This window comes from Microbacterium sp. ISL-59, assembly GCF_018613945.1.
GTDB lineage: Bacteria > Actinomycetota > Actinomycetes > Actinomycetales > Microbacteriaceae > Microbacterium > Microbacterium oxydans_B.
In genome coordinates this window covers 538,804-555,264 of record NZ_JAGGPG010000001.1, presented here as the reverse complement: position 1 = coordinate 555,264, position 16,461 = coordinate 538,804, and the positions used below count along the sequence as shown (strand labels likewise).

General features: G+C 68.4%; 14 protein-coding genes. 7 read left to right on the top strand and 7 right to left on the bottom strand.

All coding sequences use genetic code 11. The features are described from left to right. Positions 1-4 precede the first annotated feature (4 nt). From trmB to J7E45_RS02680, 4 genes are all read left to right on the top strand, one after another. The gene (gene trmB / locus J7E45_RS02695; RefSeq protein ID WP_091033812.1) at positions 5-730 is read left to right on the top strand and encodes a tRNA (guanosine(46)-N7)-methyltransferase TrmB; all 726 of its coding nucleotides are present in this window, start codon (positions 5-7) and stop codon (positions 728-730) included. After that, a complete protein-coding gene (locus tag J7E45_RS02690; protein WP_167633226.1) occupies positions 727-1,617 on the top strand; it encodes a CPBP family intramembrane glutamic endopeptidase in 891 nt (296 codons plus the stop codon). The genes trmB and J7E45_RS02690 overlap by 4 nt, the downstream gene beginning before the upstream one ends. Before the next feature lie 12 nt (positions 1,618-1,629). Next, positions 1,630-2,022, top strand: a complete 393-nt coding sequence (locus tag J7E45_RS02685; protein ID WP_105709705.1) for a DUF1304 domain-containing protein — start codon at positions 1,630-1,632, stop codon at positions 2,020-2,022. A gap of 64 nt (positions 2,023-2,086) precedes the next feature. Further along, positions 2,087-3,163, top strand: coding sequence for a DNA polymerase IV (locus J7E45_RS02680; protein ID WP_215066909.1), 1,077 nt, complete (start codon positions 2,087-2,089; stop codon positions 3,161-3,163). Between the two features lie 35 nt (positions 3,164-3,198). Here J7E45_RS02680 and J7E45_RS02675 read toward each other — a convergent pair whose 3' ends face one another. Genes J7E45_RS02675 through J7E45_RS02665 form a run of 3 tightly spaced genes read right to left on the bottom strand, consistent with a single transcriptional unit; the run spans position 3,199 to position 5,127 of the window. Further along, the gene (locus J7E45_RS02675; protein ID WP_091033802.1) at positions 3,199-3,600 is read right to left on the bottom strand and encodes a RidA family protein; all 402 of its coding nucleotides are present in this window, start codon (positions 3,598-3,600) and stop codon (positions 3,199-3,201) included. Between the two features lie 55 nt (positions 3,601-3,655). Beyond that, positions 3,656-4,633 carry a zinc-binding dehydrogenase gene (locus tag J7E45_RS02670; RefSeq protein WP_215066907.1) on the bottom strand — a complete coding sequence of 326 codons (978 nt, stop codon included), beginning with the start codon at positions 4,631-4,633 and terminating at the stop codon, positions 3,656-3,658. Between the two features lie 26 nt (positions 4,634-4,659). Further along, positions 4,660-5,127 carry a MarR family winged helix-turn-helix transcriptional regulator gene (locus J7E45_RS02665; RefSeq protein WP_251053354.1) on the bottom strand — a complete coding sequence of 156 codons (468 nt, stop codon included), beginning with the start codon at positions 5,125-5,127 and terminating at the stop codon, positions 4,660-4,662. 152 nt (positions 5,128-5,279) lie between these two features. Here J7E45_RS02665 and J7E45_RS02660 point away from each other — a divergent pair, with 152 nt between their 5' ends. The 3 genes from J7E45_RS02660 (at position 5,280) to J7E45_RS02650 (ending at position 10,744) form a co-directional block, all read left to right on the top strand. After that, complete coding sequence (locus J7E45_RS02660; protein ID WP_308162038.1) at positions 5,280-6,953, top strand: SulP family inorganic anion transporter; 1,674 nt, start codon at positions 5,280-5,282, stop codon at positions 6,951-6,953. 120 nt (positions 6,954-7,073) lie between these two features. Further along, a complete protein-coding gene (locus tag J7E45_RS02655; RefSeq protein ID WP_308162037.1) occupies positions 7,074-8,054 on the top strand; it encodes an FUSC family protein in 981 nt (326 codons plus the stop codon). 98 nt (positions 8,055-8,152) lie between these two features. Beyond that, positions 8,153-10,744, top strand: a complete 2,592-nt coding sequence (locus J7E45_RS02650) for a LuxR C-terminal-related transcriptional regulator (RefSeq protein WP_215066905.1) — start codon at positions 8,153-8,155, stop codon at positions 10,742-10,744. Between the two features lie 32 nt (positions 10,745-10,776). Here the strand turns inward: J7E45_RS02650 and J7E45_RS02645 are convergent, their stop codons facing one another. The 4 genes from J7E45_RS02645 to J7E45_RS02630 form a co-directional block, all read right to left on the bottom strand. Next, positions 10,777-13,119, bottom strand: a complete 2,343-nt coding sequence (locus tag J7E45_RS02645) for an arylsulfatase (protein ID WP_215066903.1) — start codon at positions 13,117-13,119, stop codon at positions 10,777-10,779. A 148-nt stretch (positions 13,120-13,267) separates the two neighbouring features. Beyond that, positions 13,268-13,984 carry a GAP family protein gene (locus J7E45_RS02640; protein ID WP_215066901.1) on the bottom strand — a complete coding sequence of 239 codons (717 nt, stop codon included), beginning with the start codon at positions 13,982-13,984 and terminating at the stop codon, positions 13,268-13,270. A 44-nt stretch (positions 13,985-14,028) separates the two neighbouring features. After that, complete coding sequence (locus J7E45_RS02635) at positions 14,029-14,700, bottom strand: GAP family protein (protein WP_091033788.1); 672 nt, start codon at positions 14,698-14,700, stop codon at positions 14,029-14,031. After that, positions 14,700-16,379, bottom strand: coding sequence for a SulP family inorganic anion transporter (locus J7E45_RS02630; protein ID WP_215066899.1), 1,680 nt, complete (start codon positions 16,377-16,379; stop codon positions 14,700-14,702). Before J7E45_RS02630 ends, J7E45_RS02635 begins: the two co-directional genes overlap by 1 nt. Between the last annotated feature and the right edge of the window lie 82 nt (positions 16,380-16,461).

Genomic DNA, 16,461 nt, shown 5'->3' with positions numbered 1-16,461 from the left:
AATCATGCCCGAACCCCGTACCTTCCGAGACGAGCCGGTGTCGTTCGTACGCCGCAGCGGCCGGATGTCCGAGGCGCAGGAGCGCGCCTTCACCGAGCTCGGCCCGCACTACCTGCTCGACGTCCCGCGCGACGTCGCCTGGACCTCGGTGCACCCGGAGGCCCGCCTCGATCCCGCGACCGAGTACGGCCGTGCCGCCGACCTCTACGTGGAGATCGGCTCCGGGCAGGGACACGCGATCGTCGCGGCGGCCTCGTCCCGCCCCGATGATGACTTCCTCGCCGTCGAAGTCTTCCGCGCCGGCCTCGCGCGGACGATGCTCGATGCGGACAGGGAGGGCGCCCGCAACGTCCGGGTCGTCGAGGCGAACGCGCCGGAGGTGCTGTCGTCATACCTTCCCGAGGCTGCGGCCCGCGAGGTCTGGATCTTCTTCCCCGATCCGTGGCACAAGAAGAAGCACACCAAGCGGCGCCTGGTGCGGCCGGGTTTCGGTGACACCGCGGCGAGGGCGCTGAACGACGGCGGCCTGCTGCGTCTCGCGACCGACTGGGAGGACTACGCGCTGCAGATGCGCGAGGTGCTCGACGCCGAGCCGCTGTTCGAGCGCGCGTTCGACGGGGAGTGGGCTGAGCGCTTCGATGGCCGGGTGATGACCGCGTTCGAGCGCAAGGGCATCGCGAAGGGGCGCGACATCCGCGATCTGGTCTACCGGCGCAGGGCGCGCGCGTGACCGAGGTGCGGCGCGAGACGACGCTGCGCCTCGCCTTCGTGCCGGCGTTACTCGTCTGTGCCGCTGCCCCGGCGTTCTTCGTGCTGGAGATTCCGTGGCTGGGCTGGGCGCTGCTCGCCCTGGGGATCGTGATCGCCTGGCTGCTCGAACGCGGGCGGCCGGCTGAGGACCAGGTCGTGAGCATGGGCGCACGGCGGGAGACCGCGAGGGTGATCGGCGTGCATCGGCCGCCCTCGCTCACCAGGGACCTTTCCCTGATCGCCGTCGGTCTGCTGATCGTCAGCATCATCCCGCTCGCCGCAGAACTCGACAACCTCGCGATGCTGCGTTTCACGCTCGCGCTGGGTGGTGCGGTCGCTGTGCCTTACGTCATCTCCCGGTTCGTCTACCGCGACCGCGCCATCAGCTTCCCGTGGCGCACGCACCGTCGATGGGGTCGTCTGCAGTGGGGATGGCTGGTGGCGGTGCTGATCCTGGGATGGCTGATCCTGCCCTTCTACTTCATCACCAGCGGCGTCTACCAGAACTGGCCGGTCGTCGACACGCCCGAGCTCATCGCACGGCTGTTCGTCGGCGTCGGCGCTGTGGGCATCTGGGACGAGCTGTTCTTCATCTGCACGGTGTTCGCGCTGCTGCGTCGTCACTTTCCGAACCTGGTTGCGAACCTGCTGCAGGCGATCGTGTTCGTCTCGTTCCTCTGGGAGCTGGGATACCGCGAGTGGGGCCCGTTGTTGACGATCCCGTTCGCGCTCCTGCAGGGCTACATCTTCCTGCGCACCCATTCGCTCGCCTACGTCGTCACCGTGCACCTGCTGTTCGACGCCGTGGTGTTCGCGGTGCTCGTGCACGCGCACAACCCCGGGCTGCTGCCGATCTTCCTGGTCTGACAGAATCAGCACATGCTCATCGTCGGTCTCGTCCTCGCCGCAGCCGCCGCTGCGTTCCACGTCTTCATCTTCGCGCTCGAGTCGCTGCGGTGGACCGAGCCGGAGACGAGGAAGATCTTCGGCGTCGCCAGCGAGGCGGATGCCGTCACGATGAAGCAGCTGGCCTTCAACCAGGGCTTCTACAACCTCTTCCTCGCACTCACGACCCTGCTCGGTATCGGCCTCGTGATCGTCGGTTCGGCCACCGTCGGACTGACCCTGGTGTTCGCCGGCACTGCGATGATGCTCGCCGCCGCCCTGGTGCTCATCCTCTCGGACCGCGCGAAGGCGCGTGCCGCACTGATGCAGGGGACGCTTCCCCTGCTCGCCGTGGTCGTCACCGCGATCGGCGTCGCGATCGGCTGATCGCCGACCGACCGGGAGCCCGGAGCGGGGTGACACGCGCGCTTCCAGCCGCCACACTCGTTGCATGGTCGACTGGGTGCTGCACGTGGACATGGATCAGTTCATCGCCGCGGTCGAGGTGCTGCGCAGACCGGAGCTCGCCGGGATCCCGGTGATCGTGGGCGGACGCGGTGACCCCACGGAGCGCGCCGTCGTGTCGACCGCATCCTACGAGGCGCGCGCCTACGGCATCGGCTCGGGGATGCCTCTCAAGATCGCGGCACGCAAGGCTCCGAAGGACGCCGTCTTCCTGCCCGTGGACCAGGAAGCGTACGCGGTCGCCTCCGGCGAGGTGATGGCCGCGCTCCGGTCGCTGCCCGACGTGGTGCTCGAGGTCATCGGATGGGATGAGTGCTTCCTCGGCGTGACGACGGAGGACCCGGAGCGGATCGCCACCGCTGCACAGGCGGCCGTGCTGGCCGCGACGGAGCTGCACTGCTCCGTCGGCATCGGGGACAACAAGGTGCGTGCCAAGATCGCGACCGAGTTCGGAAAGCCGCGGGGGATCTTCCGGCTGACGGCGGATAACTGGTTCGAGGTGATGGGCGACAAGCCCACCCGTGACCTGTGGGGCGTCGGCTCCAAGGTGCAGAAGCGACTGGCCGCGCACGGGATCACGACGGTCCGAGAACTCGCGGACGCCGACGAGCAGGCGCTCGTCGCGGAGTTCGGTCCGCGGATGGGGGTCTGGTATCACGGGCTCGGCTCGGGCCAGGGGCCGAGTGTCGTCGACGACACCCCGTGGGTGGCACGCAGCCACAGCCGTGAGACCACCTACCAGCAGAACCTCACGACGACCGAGCAGGTCAACACCGCTGTCCGGGAACTCGCCGTTCAGGCCTTCGACGACTGCGCCGCCGAAGGAAGACCCGTCGTCCGCGCGCATCTCAAGGTGCGGTATGCGCCGTTCGAGACGAAGACGCTCGGGCGCAAGCTCTCTGCACCGACGACCGATCCGGAGGAATTCGTGGCGACCGCCCTCGCGCTCGCCGAGACCCTCGACTCTGAGCGGGAGGTCCGTCTCCTGGGCGTGCGAGCGGAGATGACGATGCCGGACGAGGGAGACGCGGCGGAGCGGACGCCGGTCCGAGGGAGGACCTGAGTCGGCGGCCGGGACGTGGCGCCGGGCCCGGGGGATCAGCCCCGGATGACGGCAGCCACCGCGCTCACCTCGATGAGCGCACCCGGAACACCGAGTCCGGCGACGAGAGCCGCCGTGACCAGAGGCGGTGCGCCTTCTCGCGCGAGCCTGGAGGCGACCGCCCCGTAGGCCGCGCGGAGGTCGGCGTCTTGATGGATCAGGACCGTCCAGCTGATCACGTCGTCGAGACCTGCGCCGGCGGACTCCAGCGCGATGCGGGCATTCTCGACGGCGCGCAGCGATTGCTCGGCGGCATCGGCGGAGACGATCGCCCCCGTGGAATCGACGCCGTTCTGGCCGCCGACGTAGATCGTGGTCGCGCCGGGTGGGACGACGGCGACGTGGCTGAAAGCAGGACTGACGACGAGCCCCGCGGGGCTGGCGAGTGTGATCTCCATGCCCATACTCTGCACCGGGGCTCCGACGTGCGGAACCCCGATGTCGAGGCGTGGATCAGAAGCGCAGCAGCACCTTTCCGATGCGTCCGGCGGTGTTGCTCGCCTGCACGGCTGCGCCGATGTCGGCGGCGTCGAAGATGCCGGCGACCGGAAGGGTCAGGGTGCCATCGCTGACGCGCTGGACCAGCTCGCCGAACAGTTCGCCCCGGGTTGCGGGGTCGAGGCTGGGCATGACCTTGCTGCCCCAGAAGCCCTTCACGGTTGCCTGCTTGAAGATGACGTCGGAAGAGGCGATCTCCATCGTGGGGGAGTTCATGGCACCGAAGGCCACGAGGGTACCGCCCTCGGCGAGGAGTGACAGCACGTCGCCCGCCGAAGACCCGCCGACGGAGTCGACTCCCGCGACGATCGGTGCGCCGCCGGTGATGCGTGCCACCTGCTCCCGCCAGTCGTCCTGATCCGTGGCGACGACGCCCTCGATGCCCTGGGTCCGGAGCTCTTCGATACCCGCCGTGCGGCGGACGAGTCCGAGGACGTTGATGCCGCGTGCGGCACCGAGCTGGGCGAGCATGCGGCCGACCGCGCCGTTCGCCGCGTTCTGCACGATCCACTCGCCCGGCTTCACGTCGAGGAAACGCAGCAGGGTGATCGTGCTGAACGGCATCGAGACCAGCTGCGCCGCATCCTCGTCCGAGAGTGCGTCGGGAACCGGGATCAGGCCGGCGGCGTTCGCGAGGAAGTACTCCGACCATGCGCCGAACGTGCCGCCCATCGCGACGCGCTGACCGACGGCGAGGTGTTCGACGCCCGAGCCGAGAGCATCGACGACGCCGAGCGCCTCGGTGCCCGACGCGGCCGGGAGGTCGGGCTTGAAGCCGTACGTTCCGCGGACGGTCCACAGGTCGTGGTTGTGGATGGGGGAGAGGAGCGTCCGAAGGCGAACCTGGCCAGCGCCGGGCTCGGGCAGGGGGCGGTCTTCGATCCGGAGGACCTGCTCGGGATCGCCGAACGTCGGGTGGATGAGTGCGCGCATGGGATTTCCTTTTCGGGTGGCGGGGTTCAGAGGGTGTCGTCCGCGGGTGCGGACTCGGCGAGACCTGCGGTGAGGCGCTGGAGCCGTTCGGTGATGTCGTGCAATTCACTGATGAGCTCGCGGCGACGGTCGTCGTCGCTCAGGCCGGCGGCTTCGGCGACCGCGCTGTGGATCGGGGCGACCTCGGAGCGAAGCGCCTGACCGCGCGCGGTGAGCTGTACCGTGACGACCCGCTCGTCCGCCGCGCCGCGGACCCGAGTGACGAGCCCTGCCTGTTCCAGGCGGCGCACGAGGGGCGAGAGCGTGCCGGAGTCGAGGCGCATCACCGCACCCAGCGAGCCGATGCTCTGCTCGCCCTCGATCCACAGTGCAGCCAGCACGAGGTACTGCGGGTAGGTGAGCCCCCAGGGCGCCAGAAGTGTGCGGTACGCCTGCGTGGTCGCGCGTGATGCGGAGTACAGCGAGAAGCACACCATCTCATCGGTCATGGCCATGCACTGAGTATTGCACGCCATTCAATTGTGCACAACTTAACTGGACGGTTCGATAGCTTGGAGGGCCACCCGGGCAGGGTGAGATGCGGTTCATGGCGAGTCTCCGCCGCAGTACGCTCGGCCAGACGATCACACGGAGGCAGGAGGATGCAGTGACCAGACCGTCCTGGCTGTTCAGCACGCTCGCGGGTTACCAGACCAGATGGGTCGTCCGAGACGTGGTCGCCGGACTCTCCGCCGGTGCCGTGGTGATCCCGCAGGCGATGGCGTACGCGACGATCGCGAACCTTCCCGTCCAGGTGGGCCTGTACACCTGCATCGTGCCGATGGTGGTCTATGCAGCCCTCGGAGGCAGCCGGGCGATGAGCGTCTCGACGACGTCGACGATCGCGACGCTGACTGCGACGACGCTCGTCTCCGCGGGGGTGGCGGCCGGTGCGGAGGACGCGATCGGCTCCCTGATGATGCTCACGCTGCTGGTCGGGGTGATACTGCTTCTCGCCCGGCTCGGCCGACTCGGCTCTCTCGTCGAGAACATCAGCGGCGCCACGGTGCTCGGACTCAAGATCGGCGTCGGCGCCACGGTGGCCGTCGGCCAGCTGCCGAAGCTGCTGGGGGAGACCTACAACTTCTCGGGGCACGGGTTCTTCCGATCGCTCGCCGCCGTCGGAGAGGCGTTCGGCAGCGTCAACTGGCCGACGGTCGCGCTGTCGGCAGGCTCAGTGGTGCTGCTGGTGGTGCTGAAGCGCTGGGCGCCGAAGGTCCCGGGGACACTCGTCGTCGTGGTCGGCGGCATCCTCCTGGTCTGGCTCGGCGGGATCGACCGACTCGGAGTGGGTCTCATCGCCGCCGTGCCGAGCGGACTGCCCGTCCCCGGATTGCCCGACCTGGCGCAGGTCACCGCGCTCGTTCCCGGTGCCCTCGCGATCGCCGTCATGGCCTTTCTCGAGTCCGCAGCCGTCGCCCGAAGCCTGCGCACCGCGGACGAACCGCAGATCGACAGCAACCAGGAACTCTTCGCGACCGGTGCGGCGAACACGGTCGGCTCGTTCTTCGGCACCATGCCCGCGGCGGGTGGTTTCTCGCAGAGCGCGGTGAACCAGAGTGCCGGGGCGCGATCCCAGCTGGCGACGGTCGTCACGGTCGTGCTCGCCATCCTGGTCGCCCTGTTCCTCGGCCCTGTCCTCAGTCTCATGCCCGAGGCCACCCTGGCCGCCATGGTCTTCGTCGCGGTTGCAGGGCTCATCAACGTCCCGGAGCTGGTGCGATGGGCTCGGATCAGCCGAGTCGACTTCTGGATCGCGCTGTCGGTCGCGATCATCGGGCTCACCGCGGGATTGTTGTCGGCCGTCGCCGTCGGCGTCGTGGTGACGCTGATCCTCGTGCTGCGCGAAGTGAACGTCCCGAAGCTCCGCGTGGTGGGAAGGATCGCCGGCGTGCTCGGCATCCACCTGGAGCGCGGGCTGTACACCGCGAATGCGCTGGTCAACGAGCGCAGGCTTCTCGAGATCGTCGACGGCGAGGAAGAGGAGGTCGCGGCTCTCGTGCTCGGGATGAGGCAGCAGGAGGTCATGACCATCACCGTGCTCGAGGCGCTCGAGAACCTCGACCGGGAGCTCGCGCAGCGCGACACGGAGCTTCACCTGGCCGCGCTCCCTGAACCGGCCGCCGCTGTCGCCGGACGCACTCCGTGGTTCACGGCGCTGCGCGCGGCCGGTCGCGTGCACGACACCGTGCGGGAGGGGATGGAGGCGGCCGCCACCGCCCATTGCCCAGAGGCGGCGGGAGGCGGCGTTCACCCTGGTGAAGTCGATGATGCACGCTGACGGCTGATCGAGCGGTGCCTAGGCTGAGCCGTGAGGGCGAATGGCGGGAGACCGCCGTCGGCGAACAAGGGGGACGGGCATGCGAAGAGGCATTCGGATCGCGTCGGCGAGGCGGTCGGGGTGGATGACCAGGCCGGCCTGACCTGGCAGTGGGCGAGGTTCGGTCTCGGTATCGCTTTCGCCCTGCCCGCCATGGTCGTCACTCCCTTCAGCCCGACGCTCGGTCTCGCTCTCGCCGTCGGTGTTCTTCCCGCGGCGGCGTTCCGGCTTCCGCCTCGGCGACGCGGTCGCGCGGTCATCCTCCTCGTCGGAGGTCTCAGTGCGATCGGGCTGCTCGTGGGTTCGCTGCTCGCCACCGTGCCCGCCGTCGCCGTCGTCGCGGTTTTCGGCGCGGCCGTGCTCGCGTGCATCAATGCGGTGCATGGGCGCCTGGCGCAGCTCGTGCTGATCCTCGTCCTGCCGATGATCGGCATCGGTCTGAGCTTCCCCTGGTCATCGGCAGCCGTCGGGCTCGCGGGAAGCATGGTGGCGGGATCGCTGTACGCGTGGCTCGTCTCCCTGCTCTGGCCGGAGCGAGATGGCCCGCCGCCGCCCGCAGCCCCTGTGCCGCGAGGTCGGGCGATGCTGGTCTACGGGCTCCTTCTCGGTGCCGCAGCTGCGATCGCCGCCGCTGTGGGCTTCCTCCTCGATCTGCAGCACGTCGGCTGGGCGACGGCGGCGGTGCTGCTGGTGATGCGTCCCGTGCGCGGGCAGCTCATATCGCGCAGCATCGGCCGGGCGATCTCGGTGCTTGTCGGTGCTTTCGCCGCCGCCGCTTTCGCAGTCCTCGCGCCGGGAGATCTCCTCATCGGCCTCGTTGCCGGCGTCGTGGTCGGTGCCCTGTGTGCTACCCAGGGGAGCCGCTGGTATGTGGCCCCGGGCTTCACGACGTTCATCGCCCTGACCTTCATCTTGGTGAACTCCACGGAGCAGCCCGGAGCACGCTTCCTCGAGCGGGCACTGGAGACGCTTCTCGGCGTCGGGCTGGCGCTCTTCTTCGGGGCAGCCGTGCCGTCTCTCCTGTCGTTGCTCGCTCTTCGACGGAGGTCGACCTCGGTCTAGACATTCGTCCTCTCGGAAGCGCTTGAGCCCTTATCTGCGCGGTGTCATACTGCGGATATCTGCTGGCCTGGCGTCGAACGATGGACCGGGGGGGTCCCATGACGGAGAGCATCGGCGACGACGATGCACCGAGGACGTTCGTCCCCGAGGCGGGCGAGGATGACGTCGCGCGTCCACGACTGCTCGACCGGCTCACGGCCGCAATGGACGAGCCCTGGACCTTGACGCTCGTCACCGCCCCGGCCGGAGCCGGCAAGACCAGGCTCCTCGCCCGCTGGGCGGAGATGATCGACGCGGAACCGGACACCGAGGTGGTGTGGGTCTCCTTCCAGCGCGGCGACCGTGAGCTCTCTCTCCTTCGCGCAGCGCTCGAACGGATCGCGGATGCGAGGCTTCGCGAGAGCCTGGCCACGGTTCCGCGAGCGGCGTCGGACGACTCGGCGCGCTCGCTCGCGCGGGTTCTGCGGGCAACGCCGCGACGGATCGTGATCGTCTTCGACGACGTCCACCTGATCGGGACACCCGAACTGGCCGACATGCTGTCGGCGTTCGTCCAGGCTGTCCCCGGCAATGCGCACGTCGTCCTCTCCGGGCGCGGCACGCGGCTGATCCGCGTGGCGCGGCGTCGTATCGCCGGAATCGCGCTCGAGCTCGACAACGCCGATCTGGCGTTCACCCCCGCCGAGGTGCGTTCCTTCTTCCGGGTCAACGGGATCACGGTCTCGCAGGGGGAGATCACGACGATTCTCCAGCGGACCGAGGGCTGGGCCGCGGGGCTCCGCCTCATGGTGCTCGCCGGGCTGCAGCACGCCGACATCACCGACAGACCTCTCCGCGGGGATGCGCCTGCGCTGGTCGACTACTTCCTCGAGGAAGTCTTCGCCGACCTGGATGAGGAGCTTCGCGAGTTCCTCCTCGTCACGTCCGTCCCGGAGGCGTTCTCGCTCGATCTCGCGTACCGGCTGTCTCCCGGTGCTCCCGCCGCGGCCCTCGTGGAGAGGCTCATCCAGCTCAGTGTGCTGATGGGCCGGCACGGTAGCGATCCCGTCTGGTACCACTATCACCCGCTGCTGCGGGAGTTCCTCGCCGCACGCCTGCGCGATCGGGGGCGGGCCGTCATCGACCACCTCGAGAAGGACACCGCCGAATGGTTCGCCGAGCAGCAGGAGCATCTTCCGGCGCTGCGACACGCCACGCAGAGCTCGGATCCGGCGTGTATCTCCGTGGTTCTGCGCCGGTGCGGGATGCAACTGATCCTGACGGGGCACGCCTGCGCCGTGATCGAGGCGATCGGGACGATGCCCGCTCCGCTGCGGTCGGACGCCGCGGTGCAGATGCTGGTCGCCGCCGCGGAACTCGCCCGCGGCGATGCCTCGGCGGCGGCAGCCGTCCTCGCGACGGTACGCGACCAGGACACGTCGCCGGCGACCCGTCAGTGGCTGACGGGACTCGATCTGCACACGGCCGTGCGCCGCGGAGGGATCACGGAAGCCCTCGCGCGGCTCGGGCGTGCGTTCGACACCGTCACGGGAGAGACCCAGCTCGACACGTATGCGTTCCTGCAGGCGGCGATGGGGGAGTTGTATGTCGGTCACCTGGACCGCGCCGAGCGCTATGCGCGCTCCGCTGCCGATCAGGCGCGAGCGGTCGACGCGATCACGGCGGAGCTCCAGGCATCCGCCGTCCTCAACACCAGCGCCCTCTTCCGAGGCAGGATGCGCGACGTTCTCGCCTCGGGGGCGCGACTGGACGCCCGATGGCGCGAACTCGGAATGCCGGACGATCCCTTCTACGAGGTGACCCGGGTGTGGCGGTACTGGGTCCCGTACGAACGTCTGCAGGCGGTCGACGCAGAGCAGACCTTCCGCGCGGCGGAGGCGATCATCCATTCGGGCTCCGAGCCGGCGATCTCGCGAGGTCTGCAAGGGCTGATGGCGCTGCTGAGCGCCGAAGCCGCCCCCGATCCGCATGAGGCGGCCGGCACGCTCCTCGAAACCCTCCTCCCTCGGGATGACATGCCGCTCCCTCCGCACTGGTATGCGATGCTGGGCGCCTTCGCCGTGCACGCGTTCGACCGCCTGGGCGAGCCGAATCTGCGGGACCAGTTCATCGCCGAGACCGAGCGCGCGTTCGGCACGAGTGGTGAACTGGTGGTCCTCCGCGCGATCGCGGCTCTGCACGACCATCGGCACGCGGTCGCACGCGAGACGCTCGCCCCCGTCCTCGACGGTTCGATGACGTGCGCGCTGCCGGCCTCGATGGTGGACGCCTGGCTGGTCGCTGCCGCGATCGACGTGCACACCGGTGACTCCGAGCGGGCCCAGGCCTCGCTCTCCCTGGCGCTGTCGCTGGCCGAGCCGGAGGAGCACGTCCGCCGTATCGCCGCGGCCGATCCCGCCGTGCTGCGTCTACTGGGCGCGCGCGCGACCGCCGGTACCCGGACACGCTTCGCCGACACCGTCCGGGAGCGGCTCGTCACGGCGGGACTGCTCATGGACGCGGAGCTCACGCATCGAGAACGCATCGTGCTGCTGGCGCTGAGCCGCAACGCGACGCTGCGTCAGATCGCGCAAGAGGAGTTCATCTCCCCGAACACCGTCAAGACCCACGTGCGCAACATCTACCGCAAGCTCGGCGTCTCGGACCGAGACAGCGTGACGGCGGCCGCGCACGCCCTCGGGATCGAGTAGCGCACGCGGCCGCCGTCGGGGCGGGAACCGCGTCAGTCGCGTGCCATGGCCGCTGCCAGATGTGCCTCGAGGTCGAGGTAGGCGTCGTCGGCGATGTCGAACACGACCTTCGTGATCTCGCCGCCGGCGAAGTCGAACCCGTAGCCGTACAGCGACGACACCGGGTCCGCGCTGTCGCGGCCGATCGTGAGCCCTTCGCCGCACAGGGAGAAGTGTCCGAGGACCGTGCGGATCTGCTTCTCGCCGACGACCTGGTCATCGATGTACAGCTTCACCGGGCCGACGCCTTCGCGGTGCTCGCCCATGCCCTCCTTCGTGAATTCGACCCCGATGATGTGCTTCCCCGACGTCGGCACGGGCGCGGAGACCCGATCCTCCGGAGGGATACCGAGGAAGTTGTACACGTAGTGCACCTGGCCGTCCTTCACGACGAGAGCGTGCCCGCCGAAGCGGGAGCCGTGCGCGAAGATGACGCCCTCCGTGTCGGGCGTGAACTCGACCTCGGCGGCGATCTTGTACGAGACGCCGTGCGTGTTCGCCGCAGACCTCTCCGGGACCTCGCTGGTGTTCGGGTAGTAGACGAACCGACCCGAGGGCGGAGCCGGCTGGTGGAACTCCATCCCGATGAACGTCTCGAAGTCCTTCGGGTTGCCGATGATCTGCAGGTCATTCAGCGGCAACACGTTGTTGGTCTTCGCCTCGTCCATCCAGAGCGCCTTGAGCTCTTCGAGCTTGTCGGGATGTTCCTCGGCGAGGTTCTTCGCCTCGGCCCGGTCGACGTCCGTGTGGTAGAGCTCCCACTCGTCCTTGTCGAAGTTGCTGATGCCGCTCATCGGACCGTGGACCGCGACGGCCTTCCAGCCCTCGTGCCAGATGCCGCGCTGGCCGAGCATCTCGTAGTACTGCGTCTGCTTCTGCGTCTGACCCTCCGGCTCGGCATCGAACGAGTACGCCATCGACACGCCGGACAGGGGCGTCTGCTCGACACCGTTGTAGACGTCGGGGAACTCCACCCCACAAGCCTCGAGGATCGTCGGGACGATGTCCGTCGAGTGGTGGTACTGATGGCGCACCTCACCGCGGGCCTTCATACCGGCGGGCCAGTGGATCACGAGCGGATCGCAGACGCCGCCCTGATAGGTGTAGCGCTTGAACATCTTGTAGGGCGTGGAGAACGCCGCGGCCCACCCGGTCGGGTAGTGGTTGTAGGTGTCGGGCGAGCCGAGCTTGTCGACGAGGCGAAGGTTCTCCGCCTCGTCGTCGGGGTAGCCACCGAAGATCTTGCCCTCGTTGACCGAGCCGTTCGGGCTGCCCTCGCCGGACGCGCCGTTGTCGGCGCAATACAGGATGAGCGTGTTGTCGAGCTGACCCGATTCTTCGAGGTAGTCGACGATGCGGCCGACCTGCGAATCCGTGTACTCGCTGAAGCCCGCGTAGACCTCCGCCATCCGGGAGAACATCGCCTTCTCCTCGGCATTCAGCGAGTCCCAGGGGCGCACCTCATCGGTCGGGTTGAAAGTGCCGTCGGCCATGGGGTTCAGCGCGGTCAGGTCGGTGTCGGCCGGAACGATGCCCTTCTCGACCATCCTGGCGAGAACCCAGTCGCGGTAGGCCTCGTAGCCGTCGTCGAACTGACCCTTGTACTTGTCGATGTACTCCTGCGGGGCGTGATGGGGAGCGTGGTTGGCCCCGGGGCAGAACCAGAGGTACCAGGGCTTGTCCGGCTCGGTCTGCTTGACGTCGCGGATCATCGTGAGCGCCTGATCGGCCAGATCCTTCGACAGGTGGTAGCCCTGCTCGGGGAGGTACGGCTGATCGATGTAGTGGTTATCCTCGGCCAGCGACGGATACCAGTTGTTGGTCTCGCCGCCAATGAAGCCGTAGAACCGGTCGTAGCCCTGTGCCAGCGGCCAGTGCTTCTTCGAGGCGCCGGCGGTCCACTCGTCGATCGGCACGTTGTGGTTCTTGCCGACCCAGAAAGTCGACCACCCCGCGTCGCGGAGCACGTGCGCCATGGTGACGTTCGACTCCGGGATGTGGGAGTTGTAACCCGGGAAACCCGTCGACGACTCGGAGATCGTGGCGAAGCCGTTGAGGTGGTGGTTGCGTCCGGTCAGGAACGTCGATCGCGTCGGCGAGCAGAGCGCGGTCGTGTGCCACTGCGAGTAGGTGAGGCCGTTCTGCGCGAGCCGATCCATGGTGGGCATGTTGATCCGCCCACCATACGGCGACCACGCCGCCATGCCGGTGTCGTCGTAAAGCACGACCAGGACGTTCGGTGCACCTGTCGGTGGCGTCGACGCCCGATAGGCGTCCCAATCCGCGACGGAGTCGCGCACGTCGAGTTCGATCTTGCCCTGGAAGTCGCGAGCCATCTGCTGGTTCCCTTCGCCTGTCGGAACGATGCCGTATCCGCACAGTACTGCGGCGTGATGGTTGTTGTCACCGGTGGAACGCGACGCTCATCCGGGTGATCCCCGTCACCTCGCAGCGAGGGACCCGTCGGGAGACGCTCCCCGTCACTCAGATCAGCGCCGCGAGCGCCTTCTGCAGCTGGAGAGCACCGATCACGAGGAGCAGAGCCGCGTTGAGCACGTGTGTGTTGCCGGCGATCCACGTGCGGACGCGGTCGAGCAGCGGCTGCGCGTCGCGGCCGCGCACGACGACGTACACGACGGGAAGAGCGATCGGGAGGGTGCCCACCACGACGAAGGCGGCTGCGACCCAGAGTCCCGCGGCCGGATCCACGTCGGACAGGGTGATGTCGACCGCGGCGAGGATGGCGCAGGACGCGTCGACCGGGTTCAGGACGAAGAGCCCGATGCCGAGGAGGAGCGTGCGCCCGGGGCGGAAAGACTCCACCGAATGCAGCCAGCCGGGGAGCTGGGGTGACGCGGCCACGACGTCGCGGGGCGTCGACGCCGCCGCCATCCGCTGGATGTGCACCCGGCCCTTCCGGTAAACCCAGACGGCGGAGGCGACGAGGAAGAGACCGACGAGAAGGCGGACGAGCGGCACCCACAGGGGCGGTTCGCCGCGTTGATGAACCTGGAGCACCGGGAACAGCCACAGGAAGAGCGCCATGAGTCCGGCGAGGCCGAGGAACCACCCGAGCAGATACGCGATCCCGTTGGCCCTGGCGTTCTGCGACAGCAGCACCGCGACGAGAGCCATGATCGCGAGCGGGCTCAGCACGACGCCGAGCGCGACCGGAATGAGATCCAGGATCAGTTCGCCCATCTCCGTGCCTCTCTTCCGTCTTCCCGTCCCGTGCGGTGACGGTTCTAGAAGCTCCCGATGCCTTTGCCGATCATCGATACTCCGATCACGAGCAGCAGCACGGCCATGATGACGGTGTTCTCCTTGGCGAGCCAGCCGCGCAGGGCGTCGAGCGGTCCGCGGAGGCGATCGGCGGCGAAGAGATAGCCGACCACGGGGACCAGGACGGTCGATGCGGCGATGAGCGTGTAGATGACGATCACGAGCACGACGGATCCGGCCGGAAGCGCCGCCGCGCCGATATCGGTGCCGGCGCCGGCCGCCATGATCAGGTTCTTCGGGTTCACCGCCGACAGCAGGAAGCCGAGCCCCAGGGCGACCGGGAAGGTGATCGTGTCGATGGCCTTCATCCACTTCGGCAGCGCGGCCTCTTCGCCGGCCTTCGGCCGCTTGCGCCATTGTCCGAATGCGAGGAGGAAGAGAAGCAGGCCGAGTACGAGCTGCACCACACCGCGGATCGGGTGAGAGATGTCGGGGTCGTCCTCGGGGAGGATCGACGACAGCAGCGTGAACACGGTGACCGCGACCACGATGCCGACGAGCCAGCCCAGGAGGAAACCGACGCTCGTGACACGTGCCCTCGGCGAGAGCAGCATGAGTATCGCGGCAATGATCGGTATCGGGCTGATCGCGACGCCGAGTGCAAGCGGAAGCATGTCTCCGATGACGGTGCCCATCACTGGCCTTCTCTCTCTGATTGCGGCGATCGCGGCGTGGTTCGGGTGAGATCGCTGATTGCGGCACGGTTGGTCGCGTAGACCTGCTCCGACACGAGGAGACCGAGGCCGGTGAGTCGGTGCAGCGTATTGGGACGGACCCGGCTGAACGCGAGCGAGACCGAGCGGGCGGCGAGCCACTCCTTGAGCGATGCGAACGATTCGGCGCCCGTGACGTCGACATCGGTCACGGCCTCCATGTCGACGACGAGGTGCTGGACGGCCCCGTCGCCCGCCGAACGGATGGCGTCCTTCACCGCGCTCGAGAAGACTGCTCCGTTCGCGAAGAAGAGCGGGGCGGCCAGGCGGATGACGATCACCCCCGGAGCGGTCACGGTTCCGGCGGGGGCGTCCTCGAGCAGGGACTCGCCCGGATCGCCGCTGGATTCGAGCACGTCGATGGCCGGATTGGAGGCGCGCCGCGCGATGTTGATGAGCGCGAGCACGAACGCGACCAGGATGCCGGGGATGGACCCGATGAACAGGGTGACGAGGAAGCACGTGGCGCCGATCAGGAATTCGAACCGGTCCTTGCGCCACAGATCGATGAAGTCACGGATCCCGAGGAGTGGGATGATCGCGACCCCGACGATGGCGCCGATGGCGGGCGACGGGATGTCCGCCAACAGAGCGGTGCCGAAGAGGAGGAGCAGGAGCGTTCCGACGGCGAGGATCAGGGCGGGGAACTGCGTCCGTGATCCGGCCTGGTCCATGGCCGCCGTGCGTGAGGTCGATGATCCGACGGCGAAGCTGCCCTGAGCCCCCGCGGCGACGTTGGCGATGCCGAACGCGAACAGGTCCCGGTTGGCATGGAACGGGTAGCCGTGCTTCTCGGAGTACGAGCGAGAGACGAGGAGTCCTTCCGCGGTGGTGACCAGCGTCAGCGCGATCGCGGACGGCACGAGCGCGAGCCAGAGCGACCAGTCGATCATCGGCCAGGTGAGCACGGGCGGGCCTGCGGGCACCTCGCCGAGCACGTCGACACCGCGTTGATCGAGACCCGTGAGGACGACCACGAGCGTCGTCGCCACGAGGACGATCAGCGCCCAGGGGACGGCGTGCAGGTACCTGCGCCCGAGCAGCAGGACAGCCACCGAGCAGACCGAGATCAAGACGGCCCAGCCGTTGAGGGTCGTGAAGCCTCCGATGAGGTCGGCGACCTTGCCCGTGAACTCCTTGCCGGAGTCGATCTTGACGCCGAGCATCTTGGCGACCTGGCTGACCATGATGTCCAGCGCGAGGCCGCCGACGAATCCGACCAGGATCGGCTTCGACAGGAAGTTCGCCAGGAATCCGAGCTTGAACACGGCGAGGAGCACGAACATGCCGCCGCAGATGATCGCCTGCGCGAGGGCGAGCGTCGCGTAGTCGGCGCTACCCGCAGCGGCGAGTCCACCGATCGAGGAGGCGACCAGCGCGGCGGCCGCCGCGTCGGGGGAGGCGACCAGCTGCCGGGAGGAGACGACGAGGGCGTACACGATCGTCGGCACGATCAGGGCATAGAGTCCCGCAGTCGGCGGGAGTCCTGCGATCTGCGCATATCCGATGTTCAGGGGGATGGCGATGGCGAGCAGCGTGACGCCGGCGGTCAGCTCCGTGACGAAGTTGCGCCTGGTCAGACCCGCGAGCGGACGTTGCACATCGTCTCCCTTCGGGAGCGCCCCGAACGAGCGCGTTCGCGTTCACGATCCCACCGCGTGGGTCGCTGCGCCCACGTCTCGG